Source organism: Rhizobium sp. BK275, assembly GCF_014193555.1.
In the GTDB taxonomy this organism is placed as follows: domain Bacteria; phylum Pseudomonadota; class Alphaproteobacteria; order Rhizobiales; family Rhizobiaceae; genus Rhizobium.
On the sequence record NZ_JACHZL010000012.1, the window covers coordinates 94,031 to 115,741 of the forward strand.

Genomic DNA, 21,711 nt, shown 5'->3' on the forward strand with positions numbered 1-21,711 from the left:
CTGCAACGCCGCCGAAACGACCTGCTGAAGTAACAAAAAAGTTCCGAGCCGGATCTTGCCGGCAACAGCAAGGCCGCCCCTCATATCCGGCCTTCCGCCCCGTTGCCTTATTTTTTCAATGCGTAGTTGATTCTGCGGGCCGTCTCGGCGATGCGGATCGCATAGGTCGGCAACCGCCTCCACCAGGGAAATTTGGTGGCCCTGTAGACGGATCGCGTCCCGATATTCGAGCCGCCCTCTTCCACGACAGTCACATTCTGCCGGGTCGTATAGATCCGCGCCCGCGATGCCCAGCCCCGTTCCAGTTCGATATCCCAGGGAAACCGCATGACGGCGATCTGCTCGAGGAGCTTCAGGGCGCCCATCCGCGTCACCGCATAGCAGGCGGCCGACCCTTGTGGACCATGCGTCGCCCGGCCGATCTCATCGCCGGCAGCCGAGGTGGCGACAGGCCTGAAGCCGACAATGCGGTGATTGAAGAGCTTGATCACATCGGCGCCGGGCACCGCCGCGAGCGCCGCCTCGGCGCGCGCAACGAGATCGGCAGACAAAATGACATCATCCTCGACGATGATGCAGGCGTCCTCGCCCGTTTCCAGAAAGGCTGCGAGCACCTTCAGGTGGCTCCGGTAGCAGCCATATTCGCCCGGCAGCATGGTTCGGCCATTGTTGCGCCGAAAGGCGCGGTCATCGCATGCCGTACGCTGATCTGCGGGAACCTCCCGCCCATCGACACCGGCAATGCGAACGAGATCGAACTGCAGGGCCTTGACCTGATCGGAGAGCGCATTCCACCGATCCGTGGACCGGTCGAGATTGATCACATAAATGCTGATGCTCATCGTCCAACCATGGTTTCTGCTGCTCGAGGCCGCCATGGGCGGCGCCCTTGCATCGCAGCTGCGTTTTCCGTTAAAAAATGCTCGCCTAGCACTTCCCCCACCGGCTGTGCAACCTGCCGTCCCGGTATTGCAGCATCGCTGGCCGCGAATTTCTCTTTATTCGGCTACAGCCTGATGCGTAGATGCAAAAAGGTAGAGCGTCCTTAGCGTCCGAATGGACGCACGGCGCTCTACGGGGCAACGGCATCATGGCTTCGGTGGCCACTCGCTCACATCGCCTTGAATTGCCGGCCTGGAGCCTCTAGCAATCGTTAGCCAACGGTCAGCCCTCAGGATTCACAGTTTGCCCACCTTCCCCTTCTCCGTCTCCGACCCCATCCGGCATCATGGCCCGCTTCCGAAAACCTCCGACGTCGTGATCATCGGCGGTGGCGTGATCGGTGTGACGACGGCGCTGTTTCTGGCCAAGCGCAGGATCTCCGTGACGCTCATCGAGAAGGGACGCATTGCCGCCGAACAGTCCTCGCGCAACTGGGGCTGGATCCGCAAGCAGGGCCGCGATGGCGACGAACTGCCCATCGTCATCGAGGCCTGCCGCCTCTGGAAAGAGCTGGCGCAAGAATGCGGCGAGGATATCGGCCTCACCGAAACAGGCGTCACCTATCTCGCCAACTCCGACAAGCAGATGGCCGGCTTCGAAACCTTCATGAAGCTCGCGAGCGCCTACGACCTAGACACCCGCCTGCTCGACGGCGGGCAGACGGCAGCCCTCTTCGAAGGCATGTCCCGCAAATTTACGGGCGCGATGACGACGCCGTCGGACATGCGCGCCGAGCCCTGGCTCGCAGTCCCCGCCCTTGCCCGGCTCGCCGCCCGGCTGGGCGTGACGATCGTCGAGAACTGCGCCGCACGTACCCTCGATATATCCGCCGGCAAGGTGAGCGGTGTGCGGACCGAAGCCGGCCGCATCGAGACCTCGACCGTGTTGGTCGCAGGCGGCGCCTGGTCGTCTCTTTTCCTGAAGCGGCACGGCATCTCCATCCCGCAGCTTGCCGTGCGCGCCACCGTCGCCGCGACCGAACCCATGGCCGAAATTCACGCAGGCGCCGCCGCCGGAGCCGAGGTCGCCTTCCGCCGCCGGCAGGATGGCGGCTACACGCTGGCGCCGGGAGGCCATCTGCTCCATCTCGGGCCGGACGTATTCCGCCACGCGACGAAATACCTGCCCGCTCTGATGGCCCACCCCTTCGGCACGCACTATTCGCCCGCAGCCCCCGAAGGCTACCCGGACAGCTGGTCGACCCCGCGCAACTGGACGGCGGATGCGGAAAGCCCGTTCGAACGGATGCGCGTGCTGAACCCCGCCCCCGAACAATCCAGCCTCGATGCCATCAGCCGCAATTTCCAGCGCCTTTTCCCGCAATTCGAAACCGTTCGCCTGAAGACGACCTGGGCCGGCATGATCGACGCCATGCCCGACATCGTGCCGATCGTCGATCGCGTGGAAACAATCCCCGGTCTCTTCGTCGCGACCGGCATGAGCGGCCACGGCTTCGGCATCGGCCCAGGCATCGGCCGCGTGGTCTCGGACCTGATCCAGGCAAATGCCACCGGCCACAATCTCAACCGCTTCCGCCTGTCGCGCTTCACCGATGGAAGCTGCATGCGGCCGGGTCCGGCGATCTAGGGCCGCACCTCCGGCATGGCGCCGGCGGCGTGGTGAAATGCAAGCCCAGCCAGTTCGGCAGGCCCGGCACCGGGTAGCAGGCGTCCGCCTGCCGTCCTCCTTCTCCTCTCCAGCGACGACGCTCCAGCTCTACCCCCGCTTGCCGATGAAAACCGACGTCGTCATATTCCTGGTGACGATACCGCCGAAATCGTCCCTTGTCAGATCTTCCAGCGCGTCCAGCAACGCCTCGCGCTTCTCCGTCTCCAATGCCACGACATTCGAATAGGTCGCATAGAGCCGCCGCACCGCGGGCGGATCGAGCGTCAGCGTCCACTCGAACATGACAGGCGGCTCGCCGTGGAATGAAGCCTCCTCAAAATCCCTGAGCCGGGCCTCGCTATCGAGCCCGTAAGGCGTCTGCGTCGTCCCTCCGCCGGACGGGCTTGGACGGTGCCCGGCAAAGAGATGCGCGCTCGCCTCGTGAAAGGGATCGGGCCTGCTGTTGTCGCCAAAGACGTTCCAGATCAGGGCGACAGAGCCACTATGGCGAAGCAAGGCATGGATACGCCGCAGCGCAGGAACAGCATCGAGCCAATGGAATGCCGTCGCACTGACGACCAGATCGTAGGACTGCGGAACCTCGTTCAGCTCTTCGAAAGGCTGCTCGATCACGTCGAGTTCGGGGCGGCGCAACCGGGCGCGCAGGAATTCCGCAAGCCGCGCATCCGGCTCGACAGCCAGAAGCCGCTGCGGGTTGTGCGCCAGAAGATGTTCGGTGGCGAGGCCCGTCCCTGCCCCGATTTCCAATATCGAGATACCGGGTCGCAATCCGGCCCGCTGCCGCAAGAGCTCCCAAACCGCCGGCGGATAGGCCGGTCGGGCGGAGTGATAATTTTCAGGACTGAGCCCAAAGGCCTCCCGGCCAAAGGAACGGGCAAGCGTGTCACCGGACATGGCGATCTCCGCGCTGATCGGGATAGAGCAATTCCAGACCTACCCCCAATCGCCACGCTCAACAAGCATCCCGCAAGGGGGCTCCTAACCGAGCAGCGAAACCACCCCGCTGGCGATATCGTAGCGCGCGGCGAGGACCCTGAGTTTCCCCTCCTTGACAGCCCCCGCGATGACGGTCGAACTCCGGCTGATCAGCGTCGCCTGCATCTTGGCGTTGGCATCGATCGCCGCATCGAGGTTGTCGCCAGCGGCATTCACCGCTGGCCAGATCGGCGCATAGAGGGCGCCGATCTGGCCAGGCACGGCTTTGCCCTCGATCGTCGCCTTCACCGCACCGCAATTGCTGTGGCCGAGCACCATCAGAAGCCGCGTGCCGAGAACGGCAACACCATATTCAAGGCTGGCGATAATCTCCGGCGTCGCGATATTTCCGGCGACGCGCACGACGAAGAGCTGACCGATGCTCTGGTCGAAGACGAACTCCACCGGCACCCGTGAATCGGCGCAGGAGAGCACCGCCGCGAAGGGCTCCTGCTTTTCCGCCGTCTTCGCCTTGAGGATCGAAAGGTCCTCGTTGAGGGACTGCAGACGCCCGTCGATGAAGCGCCGGTTTCCATCCATCATCGCCTTCAGCACGTCATCGGGCGCCAATGTGCTCTGCGCCGATGCCGGCCCGGCCGATGAGATAACAGCCCCGGCCGCAATTGCAGCGCTTCCCAACGCAGCGCACAGGAAACGCCGGCGCCCCTGGTCATCAGGAACATCGGGACAGCCGCCGCAGCCGCAAGCCACGCTGTGGTGTTGTATAAAACCATGCATTTTTCCCTCCCAAGACCGACGATACTGAAACCCGAGCCCCGCTTACGCATGGCAACGCAAGCGCCTGCCTTGCGCAAGTCACCCAAACGGGTGACTTGCGAACCAGTCCCTCGGCGAATCTGCCTTGCCTTTGCCCCGTCACCTCCCGGAATATTTCGCAACGCGAACGCCTTGAGGCCATCGATGGCTTGTCCTCGCGATGCCTCCTGATGCATCGAAAGATACATTGGGGAGACGGGAGGCAAGCCGATGACACCAGGGATCATATTGTTGCTGCTTGCCGCCGGCATGGCGGGCGGCGTGATCAATGCGCTTGCCGGCGGCGCCACGCTGCTCACTTTCCCCGCTATGCTTGCCGCCGGACTGCCGCCCGTCACCGCCAATGCCTCGAATGCGGTGGCGATCGTGCCGGGCCACCTGCTCGCCGTTCTCGCCGACCGCCGCAAGGTACTGCCGCTGGATGCCAAACTTTGGTCGTCCGTCCTCGTCTGCCTGATCGGCGGCGGCATCGGCGCACTACTGCTGCTCGCCTTGCCCGAGCGGCTCTTCGTTCTCCCCGTTCCGGCCTTGATCGGCATTGCCACCCTGCTCTTCCTCTTTTCGCCCCGCATCGCCGCCTGGGCGGAGGCAAGGCGGGGCGATGCCGAGCCCTCGCACGGTCTCGGCCTTTCCGTCCTCAGCCTCTCGTCTATCTATGGCGGCTTCTTCGGCGCCGGCCTCGGCGTCATCCTGACGGCGGTTCTCTCAATTGCCGATCCCGACGATATCCGCCGCGTGAAGGCGCTGAAGAACCTGCTCGCCACCTCGGTCAGCATGGCAGCCGTTATTATCTTCATCGCCCAGCGCGCCGTCCGCTGGCCCGAAACGTTGACGATGCTGTCAGGCGCCCTGGTGGGCGGTTATCTCGGCGGCTATCTCGTGCGCGTGCTGCCGGCCACTATCGTCCGCTGGTTCGTCATCCTCACCGGCGCCGTCATGACTGTTGTCTACGCCGTCAAATACTGGAGCTGAGGCCCACGCCTATCTTCAACTCCGCAGCCACAGCCGCTTCAACGCTTGCCACCGTTTCACAAAACGGATCACGACAGGCGGCGGGATTTTCCTGTTGTCGGCCACCGTCCCCTTTCTCGTAACAGGCGATCGGGGATCGAGCAGGAAGGCCACCATCAGGCAGACGCTCGTCGCCTCTGCCGTCAACACTTCATCCGACAGCAGCAGCCCTTGCTCGCCTTCCCCAAACGCCTGCCCGCCGGCGAGGACTGCACCGCTGAACACATAGAAATAGAGCTCGCGGCCGGGTTTATGCGGGAAGTCCACCCGCATGCCGGGTTCCAGCCGGACATCGAAGACGTCGATCTGGTTGCGAACGAAGAAAGGCGCATCGCCCCCCGCCGGCCCGACGAGATGCCGCCATCGATTGGGCGCGCTGTCAGGCATCGCCCCATGCTGGATGCCAGGTTCGAGATCGATCGCATCGGGCCGCACGAGGATCTGCAGCATGCGCAGCGGCGGATCGGACGCCAGCGTCTCCTCGGAGTGCCAGAAGCCACGCCCGGCATTCATCACCATCAGATGCCCGCTGTCGCAAACCAACCGGCCGTGGGCTCTATCTTCGTGGCGCATCACACCATCAGGCACCCAGGAGATGATCTCGTCATTGCAGTGCTCGTGCATGGCAATCAGCCGGCCCGGATGCAGGATGGATTCGACCACCATCGCCAGCGGCCCATGCCCATGATCGGTTGGCTTCGGCTTCACCCATCCCGGCATATTGATATGCGCGATGAACCCTCCCATGTCGCGCACAACGAAGGTTCGTTCCCCCTTGAGCAGCATCGCGTCCTCCTTGCCTGCAAGCAGTGACGATACCGGCTCATTAGCGCCCTGATACGGTTTGAGGTCAATAAAGCAGGTCGTTGCCGCGCCACGCCCCCGCCGTTACCGACGCCGGCCTGGCCCAAGCTTTGACAGCAATTCCGCAACAGCTTCCTCAACGCCCTGCTTCGCACTGTCGATAACTATGGGTCTCTGCCCCCAATCGTCATAATCGCGCGTGATAACCTTCTCCCAGCTCGGATCTATCAGCCCTGGAATATCGCTTGCCCGCGTCTCGACCCGCCGGCGATGCTCAACCTTGTCCGAACAGACGATTTCGATCTCGACGGCCCGTACACCCGCCCGGACAGCGACCGAGAGCCAGGCATCACGTGTTATCGTCAGGCCGTTTACAGAGTCCGCAACGACGGTATTGCCGAGCGTCAGATTGTCTTCGGCAAGAGCATATCCAACCATATATCCCGCCGGCCCGACCTCCGATCTCAACATGCCCGAAGCCCGTATGGTCTGTTCGATCGTATCGATGCGCAGATGAACGGCCCCAAGCCGCTTCGCCAAAGCCCGCGCAATCGTCGTCTTCCCACTGCCCGGCAAACCGCCGAAAATGATCAGCATGAACAGGCACCTCCCTTGAAATCACGCTTAGATCGGAACGCTGAGCCCAACCTTGATCCGGTCCATGGCAACGAATGTCCGAAACCGCTTCACATTATTGTTGCCGAAGAACAGGCGCCGCGTCAGCGCTTCGTAATCGGCCATCGAAGACACGATGATGACGAGCATGAAATCGGCCTCGCCCGTGACGTAATAGCATTGCTGGATTTCCGGCGCGGCAGCGAATTCACGCTTGGCCTGCTCGATCTGCTCGGCGGTTTCGCTGATGACCTCCACCTCGACGAAAATGGTGATCGCCTGGCCAACGGCGGCGGGATCGACGACGGCGACATTGGCGCGGATGACACCCTCTTCCGTCATGCGCTTGATACGCCGCTGCACCGCCGGGGCCGAGAGATTGACCGCCTCGCCGATCGTGCGCTGCGGCGTGGTATTGTCACGCTGCAATATGTCGAGAATCTTGCGGTCGAAGGCATCGAGTTGTGCCGCCATGCGGACTCCACGAAACAAAATTGCAAAACAGGCATCAAATATCAGCGCCTTTTTCGTGTCTGCTGCAATATGTTTCAGCCGGACAGCAAGTGAGGCCACAATGTTTATCCTCAACGGCAATGCAGACTACCGACGCCCGCTCGTAACGGGCGATGCGGAAACGCTTAGCCTGGCTGCCGCAGAAGGCGTGGAGCGTCACCTGCGCTATCGCGACCAGCATGCCGAAACGCCGCTGATCTCCCTTCCCGGCCTGGCCGCTGAATCAGGTGTCGCCGCCATCCATGTGAAGGATGAGGGCCAGCGCCTCGGCCTCGGCAGCTTCAAGGCGCTGGGTGGCGCCTATGCCGTCATCCGCCTGGTTCTCGAAGAGGCCGAGGCAAGGCTCGGGCGGCCGGTCGATATAGCCGAGCTGCACTCGCCTGACGCCAGGATGATCGCCGAAACCATGTGTTTTGCCTGCGCCACCGATGGCAATCACGGCCGTTCGGTCGCGCAAGGGGCCGGGCTCGTCAGCGCGCGCGCGGCGATCTTCGTGCATGCAGGCGTCAGCGACGAGCGCGTCGCGGCAATCGCCCGCTTCGGCGCCGAGATGATCCGCGTGACGGGAAGCTACGACGACTCCGTGAGGGAGGCCGCGCGCGTGGCGAAAGAGCGCGGCTGGATCATCGTCTCCGACACGTCCTGGCCGGGTTACGAGCGCATCCCCGGCCTCGTCATGCAGGGTTATACGGCGTTGGTGCGCGAAGCGCTGAGGCAGCTGCCGGCCCCGCCGACGCATGTCTTCATCCAGTCCGGTGTGGGCGGCATCGCTGCCGCCGTTGCCGGGCATCTGGCGATCACGCTTGGCGAGCAGCGGCCGGTATTCACAGTCGTCGATCCCGCCCGCGCCGCCTGCCTGTTTGCGACCGCCCGCGCCGGCCATCCGGTCACCGTGCCGCATGGCGAGCCGACCGTCATGGCGATGCTCGAATGTTACGAGCCGTCGCTGGTCGCCTGGCGCATTCTCTCGCGTGTCGCCGATGCCTTCATGACCGTCGATGAGGAGGATGCCGTTGCCGTCATGAGGCACCTTGCCAACCCCGTCACTGGCGACACCGCCATTATATCAGGCGAAAGCGGCGGCGTTGGCCTTGCCGGTTTTCTGAAGGCGGTCGCCGACCCCGAGATAATGGCAGCCCTTTCCATCGGCCCGAATTCCCGCATCTTCGTCGTCAACACCGAGGGCGCCACCGACCCCGGCAAATACCGAGAGATTGTCGGGCTCTCGCCTGACGAGGTACTGTCGCGAGGTGCAGCATGAACAATCTTTCCATAAACAGCGCCCGGCTGCTCGGCCGGCTCCGTGAACTCGGCACCATCGGTCGCCATGCCGACGGCAGCCTCATTCGCCTTGCCGCATCCGATACCGACAAGGAAGGCCGCGACCGGCTCGCCGCCTGGATCGAGGACGCCGGTCTCGAACTCGCCATCGACAGGATCGGCAATATGTTCGGCATCTGGGCGCCCGATGGCACGGCAGGCCGCGCGCCGCTCATGCTCGGCTCGCATATCGATACCGTCATCGATGCCGGCATCTACGACGGCTGTTACGGCGTACTGTCAGGCCTCGAAGTCATCGAGACCCTGAAACAAGCGGGCTTCGTGCCCGCCCGTCCCATCGTCGTTGCCGCCTTCACCAATGAGGAAGGCGTGCGTTATGCGCCTGACATGATGGGCTCGCTCGTCTATGCTGGCGGGCTCGACATCGATGCAGCGCTCGCGACTGTTGGAACCGACGGATCACCGCTTGGTGACGAGCTCGATCGCATCGGCTATGCCGGCGACAAGGAACCGGGTTTCCTGACGCCGCATGCCTATATCGAGCTCCACATCGAGCAAGGCCCGGTGCTGGAGCGCGAGGGCATCCCCCTTGGCGCGGTCGAAAACCTGCAGGGCATTTCCTGGCAGAAAGTGACGATCGAGGGCGATGCCAATCACGCCGGCACGACGCCGATCTTCATGCGCCGCGATGCCGGCCATGCCGCCGCCCGCGTCATCACCTTCCTGCGCGAGCGCGCCAAGGCCTCGAACACACCGACGGTCGCGACCGTCGGCTGCATGGAATTCCAGCCGAACGCCATCAACGTCATCCCCTCGAAGGCGATCTTCACCGTCGACCTGCGCGATCCCGACGAGATCAGGCTCAAGCAGGAGGAAGCAGCCCTTGCCCGCTTCCTCGAAACGCTCGCTGCCGAAGAGGATGTGACAATCGCGGTAGAGCGGCTGGCCCGCTTCGAGCCCGTCACATTCGACGAGCGCATCGTCGCCGAGATCGAAACGGCCGCCAAAGCGCGCGCACTCCCGTGCCGGCGCATGACCTCGGGCGCCGGCCATGATGCCCAGATGATCGCCCGCATTGCTCCGTCAGCGATGATCTTCGTGCCAAGCCAGGGCGGCATCAGCCACAATCCCAGAGAATTCACCGCCGATGATGATATCGTCGCCGGCGCCAATATCCTGCTCGATGTGGCGAGCAGGTTGACGCAAGAGGAATAACCGATGGATCTCGATCAACTGATCTCCGACATGCGCGGCTGGCGCCGCCACCTGCACGCCCATCCGGAATTCGGCTTCGAGGAGAAGCAGACCTCTGCTTTCGTCGCCGCAAAACTGCGCGAATTCGGGCTCGACGATGTCACGGAAGGCGTGGGCGGCACCGGCGTCGTCGGCACGCTGAAACGCGGCAACGGCAACCGCTCGATTGCGTTGAGGGCCGACATGGATGCGCTGCGCATTCCCGAACAGGCGGACCGGCCCTATGCCTCGCGCAATCCCGGCGTCATGCATGCCTGCGGCCATGACGGCCACACCGCCATGCTGCTCGGCGCCGCCCGCATGCTCGCCGCAGACGGCGGCTTCGACGGGACGGTGCGCTTCATCTTCCAGCCCGCCGAGGAATGGGGCAAGGGTGCGCTTGCCATGATCGAAGACGGCATTTTCGAGCGCTTCCCCTTCGACGAGATCTACGGCCTTCACAATATGCCGGGCCTGCCAACAGGCCATTTCCAGACGCGTGCTGGCGCCTTCATGTCGGCGGAAGACAATTTCGAGATCGTGCTCAGGGGCACCGGCGGCCACGCCGCCCGCCCGCACGCCACGAACGAAGTGCTTGTCGCCGCCTGCGCGCTGGTCATGAACCTGCAGACCATCGTCGCCCGCCGTCTCGACCCCACCGATATCGGCGTCGTTTCCGTTACCGAACTCCTGACCGACGGCACCCGCAATGCGCTCCCCGGCCTCGCCCGCATCCTCGGCGATTGCAGAAGCTTCCACCCCGACGTCAGCGCCGAAATCGAAAAGCAGATGCGTGTTATCGTCGAGGGCACCGCGCTCACCTACAACGTCTTGACCGAGGTCAACTACACCAGGGAATTCGTACCCCTGTTGAACGATCCCACCCTGACCGAAGAAGCCTTCGTAGTCGCCCGCGACATCTTCGCACCCGAGAGCATCGAGATCCGCAAGGAACCGATGACGGCATCGGAGGATTTCGCCCGCTTCCTCGCTCTGAAGCCCGGCTGCTACGTCTTCCTCGGCAACGGCGAGGATTCCGCACCCCTCCACAATCCCACTTTCGATTTCAACGATGACGGATTGGTCCACGGCGCGAAGTTCCATGCAAGCATCGTGCGACGGAGGCTGCCGGTATCAGCAGGATGAACGCAAGAGTACGATTGTCGACGCCAGCCATTTTGCACGAGACGCCCCATTTCTTTCGCGCTATGAAGATTATCGATAATCCCGCCCCATCCGACACGGAGATCCCCACATGGCTCTGAACATCCTTTTCATCGGCGGCACCGGCCAGATTTCCTATCCCTGCGTCGAGCGCGCCGTCGCTCAAGGCCACCATGTCAGCGTCTTTAACCGAGGCTTGCGAGGCGATCCCCTGCCCGCAGGCGTCACCTCCATCGTCGGCGAGCTTGGATCGTCTGCCTATGCCGATCTCGCCAAGGCCAATTACGATGTCGTCGCCCAGTTCATCGCCTTCACGCCCGATCAGATTGCCCGCGACATCGAGATCTTCTCGGGCCATTGCGGCCAGTACATCTTCATCTCCTCAGCCTCGGTCTATGAAAAGCCGGCGCGCCATTACGTGATCACCGAGGAGACGCCGGCAATCAATCCCTACTGGCCCTACAGCCAGGCCAAGATCGCCTGCGAGGAGTTGCTGAAGAAGGCCAACAATCTCGCCTGGACCATCGTTCGCCCCAGCCACACGGTTCGCACCGGCCTGCCGATCATGATGGGCGACAGCGATATCATGGCGCGGCGCATGCTGGACGGCGAGCCGACCATCGTCGCCGGCGACGGCCACACGCCCTGGACGCTGACCCGCTCGGTGGATTTCGCCGTGCCCTTCGTCGGCCTGTTCGGCAAGCAGGCGGCACTCGGCGACATCTTCCACATCACCAACGATCACGCCCATATCTGGGACCATATCCAACAGGCGATCGCCCGCCTGCTGGGCGTCGAAGCCAGGATCGTGCATGTGCCGACGGATACGCTCGTCAAGTACAATCCGGAATGGATCGGCCCGCTGACCGGCGACAAGGCCTGGACGGCGATTTTCGATAATTCCAAGGTCAAGCGTGTGGCCGGCGACTTCGCCTGCGCCCAAAGCCTGGACGAAATCCTCGAAGAGCCGATCATGCATCTGAAGCAGCGTTTCGCGAAGGGCCGTCCGCCGAAGGGCGATTTCGACGCCCTGATCGACCGCATCTGCGCCGAACAGAGTGCCCTCGGTTAACCGCCTTCCTTCAAGCCCGGCGCCCACCAACAGGCGCCGGACGTTCTATTAAGGCTCGAATGCGCGAAGGCACTTCATGACCTCGCGCAGTCCCCTCGTCAAATGTTTGTCGCGCCGGATGACCACGCCGAGTTGGCGCACGAGCGGCGGATGAACGGGTGAGGTCACGAACCGGCCTCGATCGCGCTTCAGGGCAAGTCCCGGGAGTATCGACCATCCGAGCCCCGCGGCAACCAGTTCCTTGATCGCCTCGACACTGCCGAACTCCATCGTCGGCTGGCTGCGCATGCCCGAGGCTTCGAACCATTCGTCGGTGGCGCGGCGCGTATTGCCGCCCTCATAGAGCATCATGACCTTGTCCCCGAAGAATTCCGGCGTCGGTCCACCCTCCGGCATCGTGCTGCCCTTCGGCGCCACGGCGACAAGCTCGTCCTCGTAAAAGGGCTCGATCTCAATGGAACGGCCCGAAGCCGGCAGCGTCACGACGGCGATATCGAGCGCGTTGGTTTCGAGATCGCGCACCATCTCGTCGGTATTGCCGACACGAACCACGATCTCCAGGCCCGGCATCCGCTTCTTGACGGCGGCAATCACCGGCGGCAGCAGATGGATCGAAGCCGTGCCGCCGCTGCCGATCCGCACGCGGCCCACCGCCCCCTCCCTATAGGGCGTCATCGCCTCCTCGGCCGCGAGACATTCGCCGAGAATGCGGCGCGCATGGGCCAGCAACTCGACGCCCGCCGCGGATGGCAGCGCCCGGCGGCCGATACGCTCGATCAGCCTTACACCCATCCGCTGTTCCAGCAGCTTCACCTGCAGGCTGACGGCAGGCTGCGTTAGCCCCGCCCTATCGGCTGCAGCCGTAAAACTGCCGAGATCGACGACGCTGACGAAAGCGGCGAGCTGGTCGAGGTTCAACATCAGAAGAATTCCTTATGGATTGCATAAAAACCATAAGCTTCCTTACGCGTATGTACCAGTCCATTTTCGAGGCACCCAAGACCAAAGCCGAGAGATGCCCGATGACATCAGATGTGGAAATACCGACGACAATGGATCGCGCCCCAAGCGGCGGCATTGTCAGGCGCTGCCTGATGAGCCTCAACCTCTATCTCAGCAAGCGCCGCGAGCGGCTGGTGCTCTCCGACCTGTCCGACGATCAGCTCCGCGATATCGGCATCAGCCCGGCGGAGGCGCGGACGGAGGTCAACAAATCGTGGTTCTGGGGATAGCAGCCACAATTTCTAAAATGCGCGCTTGGACTGGAGAAAACCGCTTTGTCCCTTATGTCACTGCCATCAGGGGAAGAACACCAAAGGACCACGCGATGCACAAGAACACGATCTGCGTCTGGTATGACAAGCACGCCGAAGAGGCCGCCCGCTTTTACGCCGGGATCTTTCCGGACAGCAAAGTCGGCGCCGTCCACCGTGCCCCCGGCGATTATCCCGCTGGCCAGCAGGGCGACGTGCTGGTGGTGGAGTTCACGGTTGCCGGCATCCCCTGCATCGGGCTGAACGGCGGCCCCTCGATCAAGCACAGCGAGGCTTTCTCGTTTCAGATCTCGACGGAAAACCAGGAAGAGACCGACCGCTACTGGAACGCAATCGTCGGCAATGGCGGCCAGGAAAGCGAGTGCGGCTGGTGCAAGGATAAATGGGGCATCTCCTGGCAGATCACCCCGCGCACCTTGATGGAAGCGATGCAGGCAGGCGGAGCCGAGGCAAAGCGCGCCTTCGACGCGATGATGACCATGCGCAAGATCGATGTCGCAGCCATCGAGGCAGCCCGCCGCGGCTGAAGCGACAGGTCCTGCAAATGGTAAGATCACGATGTTAGGGGCCACCGACTGGTGTGATTCCTCAAACAACAGCCCCGGCGTCGAGCTGATGCTTCGCCCTGTGATCACAGAGATTTCCAAAATTTCTAATTGAGATTGCAGCCGGAAGATGATTCCATGCCGCCCGCGTCGCCTTACACGCCCGCCCTCTTCCTGATGTTGCACCCAAGAGGCTCGAGTCGATTATGTCGATTTCAGATGCGATCTACCGTCCCTTCGAAACGCTGATCCGGCCGCTCGATATCCCCTACCGTCCGCTGCCGTCGAAAGGACCGGTGACGGTGCTCCTGCACTTCATCTCGATGTTTCGCGGTATCCTGATCACGCTCGCCCTTTGCACCATGGCGATCGAGGCCATGAATCTGACGATCGTCTGGAGCCTGTCGGTCATCGTCGATGGCGTCACGCAGCAGGGTGCCGCCGCTTTCCTGCACAATGACCGGCCGCTGCTGATCTTGCTCGGCGTAATGCTCTTCCCTGCAATCCCTATTGCCTCCTTCCTCGTGAATACGCTGAATTCGCATACGCTCGGCATCGGCATGCCGGCTGCCATTCAGTGGCAGGGCCACAGAGCGGTGGAGCGGCAGGATCTCGCCTTCTTCCACGATCTCTATGCTGGCCAGGTCGCCTCGCGCTTGCAGCAGGTGGCGTCCGCCGTCCAGCAGCAGGTAATATCGGCCTTCCAGTCCATCCCGCGCTTCATCATGCAGATGGTCGGCTCCGTCATCCTTCTGAGCGCACTTTCCTGGCAGCTTGCGCTGCCGACCATCGTATGGATCACGCTCAACGTACTGCTCGCCGTCAGGCTGGCGCCTGTCTTCACCGAACGAGCACGCCGCTCCGCCAAGCGCCGCAGCCTGATTTCCGGCGCCATTACCGATCTCTACGCCAATATGCAGATGGTGAAACAATTCGCCGCCGAAGACAGCGAGGCTGGCACCATCCGCGGCATCATCGGCAAGGCGATCAAGGCCCAGCAAAGCGAACAGCGCATCTATCGGACCGCAGAGGTCATCGTCGTCGTCCTCAACGTCACGCACTGGCTGGCCATCCTGTCGATCGGCTTTACCGGGCTCGTTGACGGCTTCGTCACGATCGGCGAATTCACCGCCGCCGTTTATGTTCTCAACCGGCTATCCGGTCACACATTTACATTCCTGCAGATGGGCCAGCAGATTTTCCAGGCGATCGGCACGATCAAGGACGCCATGCCCGTCATGACGACACCGCCCACCATCATCGACCGGCTGGATGCGCAGGACCTTGTCGTCCCGAACGGCGAAATCCGCTTCGACAATGTCCATTTCGCCTACAAATCCGGCAAGCCCGTCATCGACAAGCTGTCGCTGACCGTCCGCCCCGGCGAAAAGGTCGGCCTCGTCGGCCTCTCGGGTGCCGGCAAGACGACGCTCGCCAACCTGTTGCTGCGTTTCTACGACATCAAGGACGGCGCGATCCTCATAGACGGCCAGGATATCCGCGCTGTGACCCAATCCAGCCTTCGCCGCGCCATCGGCGTCATCGCCCAGGATGTCGCGCTGCTGCACCGCTCGGTCGGCGATAACATCCGCTACGGCCGGCCGGAGGCCACACAGGAGGAGATCGAGGCTGTCGCGAAGATGGCAAGCGCAGACGCTTTCATCGCCGATCTCACCGACAGCGAAGGCCGCAAGGGCTACGAGGCCTATGTCGGTGATCGCGGCATCAAGCTCTCGGGCGGCCAGCGCCAGCGCGTCGCGATCGCCCGCGTGCTCTTGAAGAACGCGCCGATCCTGGTGCTGGACGAAGCAACCTCGGCCCTCGACAGCGAATCCGAAGCTGCCATCCAGGAACGGCTTGATCTCGTGATGGAAGGCAAGACGGTCATCGCCATCGCCCACCGGCTCTCCACCATATCCAGCATGGACCGCATCGTCGTGCTCGACCGCGGCCGCATCATCGAGGAAGGCCGGCCGGAAGACCTGATCGAGAGCGACGGGCTGTTCGCGCGCCTGTGGCGGCGCCAGACGGGTGGCTTCATTCCGGAGGAGATTGACGAGGGTGCGTCGGGTTAGCGGGTGGCAGCGGGCAGTAATTGCGCCCACACCGGAAGCTTAATCCCCTATTGCTCGCCAATCGGCTCGGGTACATGACAACAGGCCCATTCGAACGCTTCGTCGATGGCCGCAAACTTGACCGCCTGCCAATATCGATAGTCGCGGATCAGCTCTGCCCCAAGCCAGAAATCACCGCGCTCACTGGAGAGGTCCCATCCACAAGCCTCAAGCAACTGAGCGCGATCGAAAAGGCGCCGCGCGTGGGTTCGAGAGATGGCGTAGCGCTTGAAGAATTCTCCGATGCGCAAAGGGCCAATAGGCATGCGCGGCTCCAGTTCCTTTTCCGGAGGTAAACGAGACATCAGGTCGTGCAGGATGTTGCTTCCGGAAGCCGTTCGGACGAAAGCGTCCACCGTCTGCGGAGGGCTGGTCCAGTCTGGATCGTGAAAGAGGCTCTGGGACATTCTCGGCTGCGCATACCAGAGCAGGCGCCGATCGGCAGATGATCGTGAGAATCGCGTCCCCTGATCGAGCATGTCGAGTGATTTCAAATGCTCGTCGAACCATTCGCGGATCAAGGCTTCGGCAGGTTCGGAAATTCTGAGCTGGCGAACGCGCCGGTCCCCGTTGTCATGGGTATCAACCAGGAGACCGTAGTTGCGCATCTCCGCGAGATGCGCAAACGCCGTGTTCTTGGAAGCAACGTCACTCTCAGCGATGAGGGCGTTCAGTTTGGCGGCCGTAAGGCCCGGATGAGACGGCGACGTGACACGCTGAAAATGAAAAGCCAGAATTGATTGCGTCAGCAACCATCGTTTCATATCTGCGGTGTAGCGGACGATACGAGGCGCGGCATCGTGCATGGCAATGAGCTTCAGCGCAGCATCCCTCAAGGCGAACGCATAAAGGCGATTTTCCACAATGGCTTCGACGGTCAAAACGTCAGCCGCGTCAGTGGCGGAGCGCATTGCGGTTGATATGGAAGTCACGGAGATCTCTCCAGGCAAGGTTGAATTGGGCAAGCGACGGCCTGAGCGACCGACAGCTTGCCCTCGTGGCGCTGGCTACGCCCCTTGCGCGCTCGCAGGCTTGCGTGTTCACGCACACTTTCCTTGCACGCAGGGCATATCGACATCGCCAGCGTCTTCCGCCAGCAGTCGGCCATCTCCTGCTGCACTATGTCCCTTAAGATAAAATTGCAACGGGCCGAAAGCCCCGCAAAAACCTAAGCCAGCGGCTTCGTCGCACAGATCGCGAAACGGTCCTGCACCATGCGCTCCAGTCCGCGCAGGAAGGGCATCTTGCGCGCCTGCGCCCAGTGGATATCCGAAAGCTTGCGGTCAACGACGATATTGTCGAAGCCTGCCTGGCGCAGCAATTCGACGATCGCCTCGGCCGGCATCTTGTCGGGGAAATAGACGCGCGAGCGGATGGCCTGATGGCGGGCCATCATCTCGGGCTTCATGTGGCTCGCTGGCGCCTTGCCGGTCAGCTTCGTCCAGAGCTTCTGCAGCCCTTTCACCCAGGTCTCCTTGCCCATGTTGCCGTCGACGATCAGCACCTTGCCGCCAGGCTTCAGCACGGAAAACCATTCGCGGAAGGCCGAGGGCGGATCGACCAGCGTCCAGACGAGGTGCCGGTTGGTGATCACGTCATAGCTGCCCTTGGCCTCCATGGTGTTTTCCGCGTCGCCCGAGATGAAGCGGATATCGGTGCCGCGCTTCTTCGCCTTGGCGCGCGCCTGCGCCAGCATCGCATCCGACCAGTCGAGCCCGGTCACCTTGAAGCCTGCCCCATGCATGAGATGGGAAATGACCGCCGTGCCGCAGGCCAGGTCGAGCGCCGCCCGCCCCTGCCCCTCGCCGAGATGCTTGCGGATCAGCCGCTGCCAGCCTTTTCGCTCGGCTTCGGAAAAGATTTCGTGGCCGACACTCTCGTCGAACGTCGCTGCGCGTTCCGACCAGAAGTCCCGGATTTCATCGCGAATGGAGTAATTCGTGTTCATCGTATTCATCATCTTCACCCAGCGCCGAACGTACTTTGGAAAAGCTCTAAAACATAAAACTTGATTCCAAAAGTCAATTTTTCTATGCCTCAGGAAATAGCCGAGGACGGGGAGAGTTTCCAGATGAATTTTATGAAATTGCTTGCACTATCAGCAGTTGCAGTTGCGGCGCTGTTGCCGTTCTCGGTCTTTGCCGACCCTTTCACCATCAAGGATGTGGCCGGCCGCGAGGTCACATTCGACAAGCCGGTCGAGCGTGTCATTCTCGGCGAAGGCCGGATGCTCTATGCCGTCGCCCCGATCGAGAGGGACGATCCCTTCGCCAAGATCGTCGGCTGGCGCAACGATCTCTGGACGACGGACAAGGATGGCTTCAACGCCTATGTCGAGAAATTCCCCAAGGGCAAGGACCTGCCCTTCCTCGGCAACCTGACGGACGGCACGCTGCAGACCGAGACGGTCGTGGCGCTTCACCCTGATCTCATGCTGCTGCCGATCGGCAACAAGAAGGCCGCCGACGAGGTGAAGCTCGAGGATATGCTCAGCAAGATCGGCGTGAAGATCGTCTATATCGATTTCCGCGAACACATCCTCGCCAATACCGAGCCGAGCCTAGAGATACTCGGCAAGCTTTTCGGCCATGAAGACCGCGCCGAAGCTCTCGCCGCCTACTGGAAGCAGCAGATGGCGCGCGTCACCGACAAGCTGAAGGAAGCCAACCCCAAGAAGCCAAACGTCTTCATGTATCGCGCCGCCGGCCTCGTCGAGTGCTGCGGCACCTTTGGCCCCGACAATTTCGGCCTGATGGTGGATTGGGCCGGTGGCCACAATCTCGGCTCCGATTTCCTGCCCGGCTATACCGGCTCGATCAATGCCGAGCAGGTCGTCGCCTCCAATCCTGACGTCGTCGTCGTGACAGGCTCGAACTGGAGCCAGACCAAGGACGCCAAGGATTTCGTCAATGTCGGCCCGGCCGCTGCCGGCACGATCGACGACAGCCGCAAGGCGCTGGATGCGCTGATGCAGAACCCCGCCTTCACCGGCTCCAAGGCGGTTGCCGATGGCAATGTCCACGCGATCTGGCACCAGTTCTACACGAGCCCCTACCAGTTCGTCGCCGTGCAGCAGTTGGCCAAGTGGTTCCACCCGGACCTCTTTGCCGATCTCGATCCGGATGCGACCTTCAAGGAATTCCATGAGAAATTCCTGCCCGTCGCCTATCAGCCCGGTTACTGGGTCGACGCCAAGGCCGGAAAGTAAGCGCCATGGCAGAGATCGCCGCCATGCCGATCGAAGCCGAAGCAGGCAGGGCGCGTTATCGCGCCCTCGCCCGCCGCAAGCTGATGATCCTCTTTGCCATGACGGCAGCGCTCTGCCTGTCCTTCGCCATCGATCTCGCCTGGGGGCCGGCCCGTTATGGCCTTGATGAGGTCGTGGCCGCCCTCCTCGATCCCGACTCCGTCTCGGCGCAGATCCGCGCCGTCGTCTGGGATATCCGCATGCCGGTCGCCATCATGGCGATCGTCGTCGGCGCCTCGCTCTCGGTCGCCGGCGCCCAGATGCAGACGATCCTTGCCAATCCGCTGGCAAGCCCGTTCACCTTGGGCATTTCCGCCGCCGCAAGCTTCGGGGCAGCGCTCGCGATCGTCACCAGCGTGCCGATCCTGCCGGTTGCATCAGGCCTGCTCGTGCCGGTCAATGCCTTCGTCATGGCGCTGGTCGCAACCCTCTTCATCCATTTCATCTCGCAGGCGCGCGGCGTCTCGGTGCAAACAGTCGTGCTGCTCGGCATCGCACTCGTCTTCACCTTCAACGCGGCTCTCGCCTTCCTGCAATATCTCGCCTCCGAACAGGCGCTCTCGGCCGTCGTCTTCTGGACCATGGGCAGCCTCACCAAGGCCACCTGGCCGAAGATCTGGATCACGCTTGCCGTGCTGCTCTTTGCACTTCCGCTCTTTGCCCGCCATGCCTGGGCGCTGACGGCCATCCGCCTCGGCGAGGACAAGGCGGCAAGCTTCGGCGTCAATGTGCGCCGCATCCGTCTGGAGACGATGCTGGTCATCTCGCTGCTGGCGGCCGTTCCCGTCAGCTTCGTCGGCACGATCGGCTTCGTCGGCCTCGTCGGCCCGCATATCGCCCGTATGATCCTCGGCGAAGACCAGCGCTTCTTCCTGCCGGGCTCGGTCCTCTCGGGCGCGCTGCTGCTGTCGGTTACCTCGATCGTCTCCAAGTCGATCATTCCGGGCGTCGTCTTCCCGATCGGCATCATCACGGCGCTCGTCGGCGTACCCTTCTTCTTCTCGCTCATCCTCTCGAACAGGAGCCGCTCATGGTAGCGCTTCAGCTGCAGTCGGTCGGCGCCTATCACGGCCGCAAGCTTTTCGTGGAAAACGTGACGACGCCGAAAATGACGGCTGGCGAACTCGTCGCCGTCATCGGTCCCAATGCCGCCGGCAAATCCACGCTCTTCAAGCGCATCACCGGCCTCCTGAAAGGCCCGGGAAACGTGCTGGTCGAAGGCGCGAAGACGAAGAATGCCATCAGCTACATGCCGCAGGATACCTCAGCCAACGCGGTGCTGACGGTCTATGAATCGATCCTGCTCGCCCGGAAGCAGGGCCAGTCCTGGGCCGTCAGCGATCAGGATCTCAGACTGATCGACGACATCATGAAGGCGCTGAACATCGAGGCGATCGCCTTCCGCGATCTCGGCGCTCTCTCCGGCGGCCAGCGCCAGCTCGTCTCCATCGCCCAGGCACTGGTGCGCGAGCCGGAGATCATGCTGATGGACGAGCCGACCAGCGCCCTCGATCTTCACCGCCAGGTGGAAGTCTTGGATTTCATGCAGCGTCAGGCCCGCAAGCGCGGCATGATCGTGCTGATCGCCATCCATGATCTGAACCAGGCGCTGCGCTTCGCAGACAAGGTGCTGATCATCCAGAACGGCCGCATGCGCGCCTGCGGCGAGCCGCGCGATGTGGTCACGGTCGACATGCTGCGCGAGGTTTACAAGATCCACGCCCGCATCGAGAAATGCTCCAGGGATCACGACCACGTCATCGTCGACGGCACGGCGCATTAAAGCATGTCGCGCAAGAGTGTCCCGCAGTTTTCGGATAATCCGATAATCGACAAAAATCTGGAGCACCGGAGAACCGACGCTCCTGTTTCAGATCGTTGCTGACGTCAGACCATTATCTGCCGCGCGGGAATGTCTGGCCCTGCTTCATCGCGTCGATATCCTGAGCCTGACGAAGCTCGCGCTCGGCGTCTTCGTTGGATTCGTCCACCGTGCGGTGGTGCCCGGTCGGCAGGATATCGTCACGCAGTTCCGGATCGAGCAGCGGCTCCTCGTGAGCACGAGCCTTGTATCGCGATGCTGCCAAAGCTTCGTTCGACTTGCTGATATCCCAGCCCTCCGCCCGCCAGAGATCGGCACGCTCGTCCATGTCGATGGAACCTTCATCATCGAGAATGTCATGGGCGATACCGTAGGTCGCGTCATCAACCTCGACAGAGATCAGAAAGCCGCCCCGGCGCAGGCCTTCGGCATAAACCGAACGGTCCTCATCCGGAAACAGCCAATCCTCCAGCTTCGACCAGAAACCGCCACGGTCGTCGCCGGCAACGCCGGCCTTGTCACTATCCGCTTCATATCCCGGCATCATTCTGACGGTGGTGATGCCCAAATTCTTCAGCCGGTCGATCGCGCTCTCGGCGTCATGACGGCTGTCGAAGAAAGCCGTCAGCGTGCTGCGGCCCTCGCCGCCTGAGAATTCGGGGGCGCTGTCATTATGGAGATTGCTCATTGGGA

22 protein-coding genes are annotated in these 21,711 nt (G+C 62.4%); 12 read left to right on the forward strand and 10 right to left on the reverse strand.

Annotated elements, in window-relative coordinates; all coding sequences use genetic code 11:
- Positions 1 to 107 precede the first annotated feature (107 nt).
- A complete protein-coding gene (locus FHT82_RS29365; RefSeq protein ID WP_183736230.1) occupies positions 108 to 842 on the reverse strand; it encodes a glycosyltransferase family 25 protein in 735 nt (244 codons plus the stop codon).
- 343 nt (positions 843 to 1,185) lie between these two features.
- Between FHT82_RS29365 and FHT82_RS29370 the strand changes: the two genes are divergently transcribed.
- The gene (locus tag FHT82_RS29370; RefSeq protein ID WP_183736231.1) at positions 1,186 to 2,529 is read left to right on the forward strand and encodes an FAD-dependent oxidoreductase; all 1,344 of its coding nucleotides are present in this window, start codon (positions 1,186 to 1,188) and stop codon (positions 2,527 to 2,529) included.
- Positions 2,530 to 2,658: 129 nt separating this feature from the next.
- Here the strand turns inward: FHT82_RS29370 and FHT82_RS29375 are convergent, their stop codons facing one another.
- The gene (locus FHT82_RS29375) at positions 2,659 to 3,465 is read right to left on the reverse strand and encodes a class I SAM-dependent methyltransferase (RefSeq protein ID WP_183736232.1); all 807 of its coding nucleotides are present in this window, start codon (positions 3,463 to 3,465) and stop codon (positions 2,659 to 2,661) included.
- Between the two features lie 84 nt (positions 3,466 to 3,549).
- Positions 3,550 to 4,284, reverse strand: a complete 735-nt coding sequence (locus FHT82_RS29380; RefSeq protein WP_183736233.1) for a carbonic anhydrase — start codon at positions 4,282 to 4,284, stop codon at positions 3,550 to 3,552.
- A 249-nt stretch (positions 4,285 to 4,533) separates the two neighbouring features.
- On the opposite strand from FHT82_RS29380, the gene FHT82_RS29385 reads away from it, so the two are divergent.
- Entirely contained in the window at positions 4,534 to 5,295 is a 762-nt protein-coding gene (locus tag FHT82_RS29385) for a sulfite exporter TauE/SafE family protein (RefSeq protein WP_183736234.1), read from the forward strand.
- A gap of 15 nt (positions 5,296 to 5,310) precedes the next feature.
- Here the strand turns inward: FHT82_RS29385 and FHT82_RS29390 are convergent, their stop codons facing one another.
- The 3 genes from FHT82_RS29390 to FHT82_RS29400 form a co-directional block, all read right to left on the reverse strand.
- Positions 5,311 to 6,120, reverse strand: a complete 810-nt coding sequence (locus FHT82_RS29390) for a pirin family protein (protein WP_183736235.1) — start codon at positions 6,118 to 6,120, stop codon at positions 5,311 to 5,313.
- Positions 6,121 to 6,222: 102 nt separating this feature from the next.
- Positions 6,223 to 6,735 (reverse strand): AAA family ATPase, encoded by a 513-nt coding sequence (locus FHT82_RS29395; RefSeq protein WP_183736236.1) that lies wholly within the window; start codon positions 6,733 to 6,735, stop codon positions 6,223 to 6,225.
- Positions 6,736 to 6,762: 27 nt separating this feature from the next.
- Positions 6,763 to 7,227 (reverse strand): Lrp/AsnC family transcriptional regulator, encoded by a 465-nt coding sequence (locus tag FHT82_RS29400; RefSeq protein WP_183736237.1) that lies wholly within the window; start codon positions 7,225 to 7,227, stop codon positions 6,763 to 6,765.
- Positions 7,228 to 7,327: 100 nt separating this feature from the next.
- Between FHT82_RS29400 and FHT82_RS29405 the strand changes: the two genes are divergently transcribed.
- The 4 genes from FHT82_RS29405 (at position 7,328) to FHT82_RS29420 (ending at position 12,016) form a co-directional block, all read left to right on the forward strand.
- Positions 7,328 to 8,527: a diaminopropionate ammonia-lyase gene (locus tag FHT82_RS29405; RefSeq protein WP_183736238.1), complete on the forward strand. Its 1,200-nt coding sequence runs from the start codon at positions 7,328 to 7,330 to the stop codon at positions 8,525 to 8,527.
- Entirely contained in the window at positions 8,524 to 9,762 is a 1,239-nt protein-coding gene (locus FHT82_RS29410; RefSeq protein WP_183736239.1) for a Zn-dependent hydrolase, read from the forward strand. The genes FHT82_RS29405 and FHT82_RS29410 overlap by 4 nt, the downstream gene beginning before the upstream one ends.
- A gap of 3 nt (positions 9,763 to 9,765) precedes the next feature.
- Positions 9,766 to 10,926: a M20 aminoacylase family protein gene (locus FHT82_RS29415; protein WP_183736240.1), complete on the forward strand. Its 1,161-nt coding sequence runs from the start codon at positions 9,766 to 9,768 to the stop codon at positions 10,924 to 10,926.
- A gap of 109 nt (positions 10,927 to 11,035) precedes the next feature.
- Complete coding sequence (locus FHT82_RS29420) at positions 11,036 to 12,016, forward strand: SDR family oxidoreductase (protein WP_183736241.1); 981 nt, start codon at positions 11,036 to 11,038, stop codon at positions 12,014 to 12,016.
- Between the two features lie 48 nt (positions 12,017 to 12,064).
- Here FHT82_RS29420 and FHT82_RS29425 read toward each other — a convergent pair whose 3' ends face one another.
- On the reverse strand, positions 12,065 to 12,937 hold the full coding sequence (locus tag FHT82_RS29425; protein WP_183736242.1) for a LysR family transcriptional regulator: 873 nt from the start codon (positions 12,935 to 12,937) through the stop codon (positions 12,065 to 12,067).
- A gap of 101 nt (positions 12,938 to 13,038) precedes the next feature.
- Here FHT82_RS29425 and FHT82_RS29430 point away from each other — a divergent pair, with 101 nt between their 5' ends.
- The 3 genes from FHT82_RS29430 (at position 13,039) to FHT82_RS29440 (ending at position 15,910) form a co-directional block, all read left to right on the forward strand.
- Positions 13,039 to 13,248 carry a DUF1127 domain-containing protein gene (locus tag FHT82_RS29430; RefSeq protein ID WP_183736243.1) on the forward strand — a complete coding sequence of 70 codons (210 nt, stop codon included), beginning with the start codon at positions 13,039 to 13,041 and terminating at the stop codon, positions 13,246 to 13,248.
- 95 nt (positions 13,249 to 13,343) lie between these two features.
- Positions 13,344 to 13,817 (forward strand): VOC family protein, encoded by a 474-nt coding sequence (locus tag FHT82_RS29435; protein ID WP_183736244.1) that lies wholly within the window; start codon positions 13,344 to 13,346, stop codon positions 13,815 to 13,817.
- Positions 13,818 to 14,041: 224 nt separating this feature from the next.
- On the forward strand, positions 14,042 to 15,910 hold the full coding sequence (locus FHT82_RS29440; RefSeq protein WP_183736245.1) for an ABC transporter ATP-binding protein: 1,869 nt from the start codon (positions 14,042 to 14,044) through the stop codon (positions 15,908 to 15,910).
- 47 nt (positions 15,911 to 15,957) lie between these two features.
- Here FHT82_RS29440 and FHT82_RS29445 read toward each other — a convergent pair whose 3' ends face one another.
- A complete protein-coding gene (locus tag FHT82_RS29445) occupies positions 15,958 to 16,881 on the reverse strand; it encodes a hypothetical protein (protein WP_348647680.1) in 924 nt (307 codons plus the stop codon).
- Between the two features lie 236 nt (positions 16,882 to 17,117).
- Positions 17,118 to 17,906 carry a class I SAM-dependent methyltransferase gene (locus FHT82_RS29450; RefSeq protein ID WP_183736293.1) on the reverse strand — a complete coding sequence of 263 codons (789 nt, stop codon included), beginning with the start codon at positions 17,904 to 17,906 and terminating at the stop codon, positions 17,118 to 17,120.
- Positions 17,907 to 18,020: 114 nt separating this feature from the next.
- Here FHT82_RS29450 and FHT82_RS29455 point away from each other — a divergent pair, with 114 nt between their 5' ends.
- Genes FHT82_RS29455 through FHT82_RS29465 form a run of 3 tightly spaced genes read left to right on the forward strand, consistent with a single transcriptional unit; the run spans position 18,021 to position 20,979 of the window.
- Complete coding sequence (locus FHT82_RS29455) at positions 18,021 to 19,157, forward strand: ABC transporter substrate-binding protein (protein ID WP_183736246.1); 1,137 nt, start codon at positions 18,021 to 18,023, stop codon at positions 19,155 to 19,157.
- Positions 19,158 to 19,162: 5 nt separating this feature from the next.
- Positions 19,163 to 20,233: an iron ABC transporter permease gene (locus FHT82_RS29460; RefSeq protein ID WP_183736247.1), complete on the forward strand. Its 1,071-nt coding sequence runs from the start codon at positions 19,163 to 19,165 to the stop codon at positions 20,231 to 20,233.
- Positions 20,227 to 20,979, forward strand: coding sequence for an ABC transporter ATP-binding protein (locus FHT82_RS29465; RefSeq protein WP_183736248.1), 753 nt, complete (start codon positions 20,227 to 20,229; stop codon positions 20,977 to 20,979). Before FHT82_RS29460 ends, FHT82_RS29465 begins: the two co-directional genes overlap by 7 nt.
- A gap of 112 nt (positions 20,980 to 21,091) precedes the next feature.
- On the opposite strand, the gene FHT82_RS29470 is transcribed toward FHT82_RS29465, so the two are convergent.
- Entirely contained in the window at positions 21,092 to 21,706 is a 615-nt protein-coding gene (locus tag FHT82_RS29470; RefSeq protein ID WP_183736249.1) for a hypothetical protein, read from the reverse strand.
- Positions 21,707 to 21,711 lie beyond the last annotated feature (5 nt).

What these genes read in the sequence shown, in the direction of transcription:
- FHT82_RS29410 (WP_183736239.1), top strand. Translation starts at nt 8,524, where the DNA reads ATGAACAATCTTTCCATAAACAGCGCCCGGCTGCTCGGCCGGCTCCGT.
- FHT82_RS29465 (WP_183736248.1), top strand. Translation starts at nt 20,227, where the DNA reads ATGGTAGCGCTTCAGCTGCAGTCGGTCGGCGCCTATCACGGCCGCAAG.
- FHT82_RS29395 (WP_183736236.1), bottom strand. Translation starts at nt 6,735, where the DNA reads ATGCTGATCATTTTCGGCGGTTTGCCGGGCAGTGGGAAGACGACGATT.
- FHT82_RS29380 (WP_183736233.1), bottom strand. Translation starts at nt 4,284, where the DNA reads ATGCATGGTTTTATACAACACCACAGCGTGGCTTGCGGCTGCGGCGGC.
- FHT82_RS29430 (WP_183736243.1), top strand. Translation starts at nt 13,039, where the DNA reads ATGACATCAGATGTGGAAATACCGACGACAATGGATCGCGCCCCAAGC.
- FHT82_RS29455 (WP_183736246.1), top strand. Translation starts at nt 18,021, where the DNA reads ATGAATTTTATGAAATTGCTTGCACTATCAGCAGTTGCAGTTGCGGCG.
- FHT82_RS29385 (WP_183736234.1), top strand. Translation starts at nt 4,534, where the DNA reads ATGACACCAGGGATCATATTGTTGCTGCTTGCCGCCGGCATGGCGGGC.
- FHT82_RS29435 (WP_183736244.1), top strand. Translation starts at nt 13,344, where the DNA reads ATGCACAAGAACACGATCTGCGTCTGGTATGACAAGCACGCCGAAGAG.
- FHT82_RS29415 (WP_183736240.1), top strand. Translation starts at nt 9,766, where the DNA reads ATGGATCTCGATCAACTGATCTCCGACATGCGCGGCTGGCGCCGCCAC.
- FHT82_RS29450 (WP_183736293.1), bottom strand. Translation starts at nt 17,906, where the DNA reads ATGAATACGATGAACACGAATTACTCCATTCGCGATGAAATCCGGGAC.
- FHT82_RS29470 (WP_183736249.1), bottom strand. Translation starts at nt 21,706, where the DNA reads ATGAGCAATCTCCATAATGACAGCGCCCCCGAATTCTCAGGCGGCGAG.
- FHT82_RS29365 (WP_183736230.1), bottom strand. Translation starts at nt 842, where the DNA reads ATGAGCATCAGCATTTATGTGATCAATCTCGACCGGTCCACGGATCGG.
- FHT82_RS29375 (WP_183736232.1), bottom strand. Translation starts at nt 3,465, where the DNA reads ATGTCCGGTGACACGCTTGCCCGTTCCTTTGGCCGGGAGGCCTTTGGG.
- FHT82_RS29420 (WP_183736241.1), top strand. Translation starts at nt 11,036, where the DNA reads ATGGCTCTGAACATCCTTTTCATCGGCGGCACCGGCCAGATTTCCTAT.
- FHT82_RS29425 (WP_183736242.1), bottom strand. Translation starts at nt 12,937, where the DNA reads ATGTTGAACCTCGACCAGCTCGCCGCTTTCGTCAGCGTCGTCGATCTC.
- FHT82_RS29405 (WP_183736238.1), top strand. Translation starts at nt 7,328, where the DNA reads ATGTTTATCCTCAACGGCAATGCAGACTACCGACGCCCGCTCGTAACG.
- FHT82_RS29390 (WP_183736235.1), bottom strand. Translation starts at nt 6,120, where the DNA reads ATGCTGCTCAAGGGGGAACGAACCTTCGTTGTGCGCGACATGGGAGGG.
- FHT82_RS29440 (WP_183736245.1), top strand. Translation starts at nt 14,042, where the DNA reads ATGTCGATTTCAGATGCGATCTACCGTCCCTTCGAAACGCTGATCCGG.
- FHT82_RS29460 (WP_183736247.1), top strand. Translation starts at nt 19,163, where the DNA reads ATGGCAGAGATCGCCGCCATGCCGATCGAAGCCGAAGCAGGCAGGGCG.
- FHT82_RS29400 (WP_183736237.1), bottom strand. Translation starts at nt 7,227, where the DNA reads ATGGCGGCACAACTCGATGCCTTCGACCGCAAGATTCTCGACATATTG.